This is a genomic window from Streptomyces torulosus, from assembly GCF_001419765.1.
Lineage (GTDB): Bacteria > Actinomycetota > Actinomycetes > Streptomycetales > Streptomycetaceae > Streptomyces > Streptomyces torulosus.
Genome location: NZ_LIRK01000900.1, coordinates 1 through 2,703 on the forward strand (window position 1 = coordinate 1; position 2,703 = coordinate 2,703).

The 2,703-nt window shown below is 71.2% G+C and carries 5 protein-coding genes and 1 pseudogene; all 6 read left to right on the plus strand.

Features of this window, described 5'->3' with window-relative positions; genetic code table 11:
* Positions 1–211: 211 nt before the first annotated feature.
* Positions 212–502, plus strand: a pseudogene (locus AOK23_RS52185) (hypothetical protein); the annotation flags it as partial.
* Positions 411–815 carry a DUF6069 family protein gene (locus AOK23_RS42170; protein WP_420823803.1) on the plus strand — a complete coding sequence of 135 codons (405 nt, stop codon included), beginning with the start codon at positions 411–413 and terminating at the stop codon, positions 813–815. The pseudogene AOK23_RS52185 and the gene AOK23_RS42170, both read left to right, overlap by 92 nt.
* Positions 816–1,047: 232 nt before the next feature.
* Entirely contained in the window at positions 1,048–1,380 is a 333-nt protein-coding gene (locus tag AOK23_RS42175) for a hypothetical protein (protein ID WP_055521554.1), read from the plus strand.
* A gap of 105 nt (positions 1,381–1,485) precedes the next feature.
* Positions 1,486–1,797, plus strand: a complete 312-nt coding sequence (locus tag AOK23_RS42180) for a pore-forming ESAT-6 family protein (protein ID WP_055521555.1) — start codon at positions 1,486–1,488, stop codon at positions 1,795–1,797.
* 89 nt (positions 1,798–1,886) lie between these two features.
* Positions 1,887–2,192: a hypothetical protein gene (locus AOK23_RS46330; protein WP_079050024.1), complete on the plus strand. Its 306-nt coding sequence runs from the start codon at positions 1,887–1,889 to the stop codon at positions 2,190–2,192.
* A 16-nt stretch (positions 2,193–2,208) separates the two neighbouring features.
* The coding region (locus tag AOK23_RS42190) for an EsaB/YukD family protein (protein WP_240496824.1) at positions 2,209–2,703 on the plus strand (495 nt) is incomplete at its 3' end.

The following is a 2,703-nucleotide window of genomic DNA, read 5'->3' on the forward strand; positions in this document are numbered from 1 at the left end:
GTCAGAACCCCCGCGATCCCCCCAGATCCCCCTCCAGAAGTTCCGACGCTCAGTACGACCGGCTAGGCGGGGGAAGGGTTGCACGGTCCCTTGAAGTTTTTTTGGTATGCCAATGGTCCCCTGTTGGGGTCGAGGGGCTCCGCCCCTAGGGGCGGAGCAGGGCGTCCACCTCGCCCGCGTAGAGCTGGGCCGGGTCGAGGTCCATGCCGGTGAAGCGCACCTGGCCCGTACGGGCGCGATCGCCGGCTCACTGCACGCCTCCGGGCACCGCGGCGGCAAGCACCCCGGCACGGTACGCGGCGCGGGCCGCGACGAGTCGACGATCCGTATCCGCACGGCCCTCGCGGATCTGCTGGAGCCCGACAGGGCCGCGCTGTGCCGGCGAAGTGAGCAAGCGGGGACGGCGCCTGGTGGCTTCGGGCCTCGCGGTCCTGGCACCCGTGATGGTGTGGCTGGTCGCGGACCCGGTCCTGGGGCACCGGCTGCGGATCACCGACGGTGAGCAGACCCTCGCCATCGGCGCGGCGCCGGTGGCGTCGGTCGCGTCACTGGCGTCCCTCGCCGGATGGGGGCTGCTGGCCACGCTGGAGCGGTTCGGCGTACGGCGCGCCCGCACCGTCTGGACCGGGGTGGCCGTCGCCGTACTGGCCGTGTCCTTACTGCCGTTGACGGGCGAGGGCATGGACGGCGGCACCCGGGGCGCGCTGGCCCTGATGCACCTGGCCGTGGGGGCGGCACTGATCCCGGGCCTGCGCGCGAAGGACACGACCGACGCCACACCGCTGGTACCGAGCAGGCCGCTCGCGGGGTCGTAGAGGGCGGCTCCGCCGGAACGCCGCGCGGCGGAGCCGAAAGTCGGCGGGCCGCCTCCCGATCGACCGCGTCCATGACGGTGGACGCAGCTCTTCGCACCTCTTCGCGCCACAAGCCTGTTCGAGTTATGTCCCGATCATGTCACTTCGACGGCAAGTGCGTTGCGGGTGCAACGGGTTGTGGGGGAGCATGGGCGGGACGTAGGTGACCCAGACACACGGGGGTGGACACGACGTGAAGTTCGACATGGGGTCGACGACTCTGGCGGACCTCGGCAAGAGCACGCTCGGTTCGAGCGACGACCTGGGGACGCTGATCCAGTTGCTGATCAGCGCGGCGGAGCCGCTGGAGGGCAAGTTCAACGGCTCGGGCAAGCTGGCGTTCGACTCGTTCAAGAACCGCGCGGACGAGATCACCGCGGACCTCAACAGCTCGCTCGCCGCGATCCTGGGCGGTCAGTCGGGCATGGACAACGCCTTCGGCACCGGTGACGTGGAGTCCCAGGACAACGCCAACCAGAACATGGGCCTCGCGAACTTCGACGCGGCCCGCTTCGGCGCGCGCTAGCCGGCGGCCACCGCCACCGGCCGACGGTCACCGCCACCGGTCGGCGGCCACCGGACCGTTCATCGAGAGCCCGAGAGCCACGAGAGCCACAGGGGGAGATTCACCATGGGTCAGAACCAGGACCGCCGTTCGTACGACACCGGTGCCTCGGGTGAGGTGCAGACCTCGCTCGGCACGATCGTGGGCCAGCTGGAGCGTGTGCTCAGCGACCGCGACGCCGCGGTGAAGGCCGCGATGACCGACTTCCAGGCCGACGGTGTCTCCGACGACTACCACGGCAAGGAAGAGCGCTGGAAGAAGGCCGCGGGCGAGGTCCGCGAGATCATCCGCCTGGTGCGCACCACACTGGAACAGAACGACGGCACCGCCCAGTCCACGCTGGCCAAGGCCCGCGCGGCGGTCGACCAGATCGGCTGACGCGGACCGGCGTCCGGCGTCGGCTTCCGCGCGTCGGGCGTCGGCTTCCGCGCGTATGAGCAGTGAGCAGTGAGTGAGGGAAGGCAGCCGTGGCGGCGCAGGATTACGACAGCCAGTTGCTGGAGTCGGTGTCGGTGCGCCGTCGACGGCTGCGCGACGCCCTGCTGTTCGGGGCGCAGCGGCAGCGGCGCTCGGTGGACGAGCGGATCGGGAAGGTCTTCGCCGGGATCGTCATCGCGGCGGTGTTGTGCGCGGGATGTGTGGGGTGGTCGTTCGTGTCGAACCGCATCATCGGCAAGAGCCCGTACGGGAGTTCGGTACAACCGTCCATGACGCCCTCGGCGAGCCCGTCGGGGGCCTCCTCCGCGACTCCTACCAGCACTTCTACCCGGTGATAGGTTCGAACGCGTGATGTCTACGGGGGCCCTGAGCCAGGAGATGACCGGCGGTCGTACGGCACTCAGCCGGGTCACGCTGGTCGGTGAACGGCGGCGCGTGGATCTCGTGCTGCCGTCGCGGGAACCGGTCGGGCTGTTGCTGCCCGAGGTGATGCGGCTGCTCGACGACCAGGTCGGCGGACAGCCCGAGTTGCGGCATCTCGTCACCGCGGACGGCAGCGCGCTCGCCCACGACAGCACCCTGGAGTCGGCCGGGGTCCCGGACGGTGCCGTACTGCGTCTGGTGCGCGCCGAGGACGCTCCGTCGGCACCCGTCGTGCACGACGTCACGGACGAGGCCGCCGAGGACCTCGACTCCCGTGCCCGGCGCTGGAGCCCGGCCGCACGGCGGGTCACCGCCGGGCTCGCCACGGTCGGCTGGGCGCTGGCCACCGGGTGGCTGGCGCGCGCCGAGTACGCGGCCGGGACCGTCGCGGGCGCGCTGCTCGCCGTCGCCCTGGTCGCCGCG

Excerpts from the sequence above, each read along its gene's own strand:
- AOK23_RS42180 (WP_055521555.1), top strand. The coding sequence starts at position 1,486 with ATGGGTCAGAACCAGGACCGCCGTTCGTACGACACCGGTGCCTCGGGT.